Origin of the sequence: Marinobacter salinexigens (assembly GCF_008370345.1) — a bacterium.
GTDB classification, from domain to species: Bacteria; Pseudomonadota; Gammaproteobacteria; order Pseudomonadales; family Oleiphilaceae; genus Marinobacter; species Marinobacter salinexigens.
Window position 1 is genome coordinate 1 of sequence record NZ_VTUU01000057.1, and the last position, 744, is coordinate 744.

The following is a 744-nucleotide window of genomic DNA, read 5'->3' on the forward strand; positions in this document are numbered from 1 at the left end:
GATTTACATAGCCGGAGCTGTGATGTTCCTCACCAACCAAAATAACAATGACCTTAGTCCATTTCTCATGATTTACATAGCCGGAGCTGTGATGTTCCTCACCAACCAAAATAACAATGACCTTAGTCCATTTCTCATCTGTTGGAGAGAGGGGATAGAGAAGGAAATGAACAATGAGGCAAAGCAATTTAAAGGGTCAAAGCCAAGTCGAACAGGACAGACACTCTAGACACTTGACACATTTAGCTCATGCTTAGTAGGTTGCGGGCTTGTAGGCTATGAAACTGATGCACTGAACTTGGCGAACATTGTCGATGGCAATGATCCGGATGAATGCGTCCGGGTATTCCTTCTTGCACTCCTCGAGCTCCTTCGCGACCTGGGTGGCATCGTTGCAGCCGAACATGGGCAATTTCCACATGGTCCAGTAGCGCCCATCGTAGTATCCAGGGGATCGGTGGTGCTCACGGTATACAAAGCCAATTTTGCAGAATTCCAAGCAAGGAATCCATCCGCTGCGGAGAAGATACTCAATTTGCTTGAGCAAAGCCTCGACGGAGAGAGGCGGAAGGTAAGAGAGAGTCTCGAACTTCTTCACACCCTCGATCGGCCAGACCTTCATGCACTGAMCCCTGCCTCCGTTGCTTGGAAGCTTGGAGAAGTCGTTGCTTGCCCTCCTGGTGGCCGGGAAGGCAGAAGCCGACTTGAGGCCGGTGAAGGGTGCAACCATGTTGGATTGGGCTG

Annotated in this window: 2 protein-coding genes; one reads left to right on the forward strand and one right to left on the reverse strand. The window is 50.3% G+C overall.

The annotated features are described in order from the left end of the window. A partial coding sequence (locus tag FWJ25_RS20650; protein ID WP_223163283.1) for a hypothetical protein occupies nt 1-229 on the forward strand: 229 nt, incomplete at its 5' end. Nucleotides 230-253: 24 nt separating this feature from the next. Here FWJ25_RS20650 and FWJ25_RS20655 read toward each other — a convergent pair. Beyond that, nucleotides 254-744, reverse strand: a 491-nt coding sequence (locus FWJ25_RS20655) for a ribulose-1,5-bisphosphate carboxylase small subunit (RefSeq protein WP_149601869.1), incomplete at its 5' end; no start/stop codon positions are given.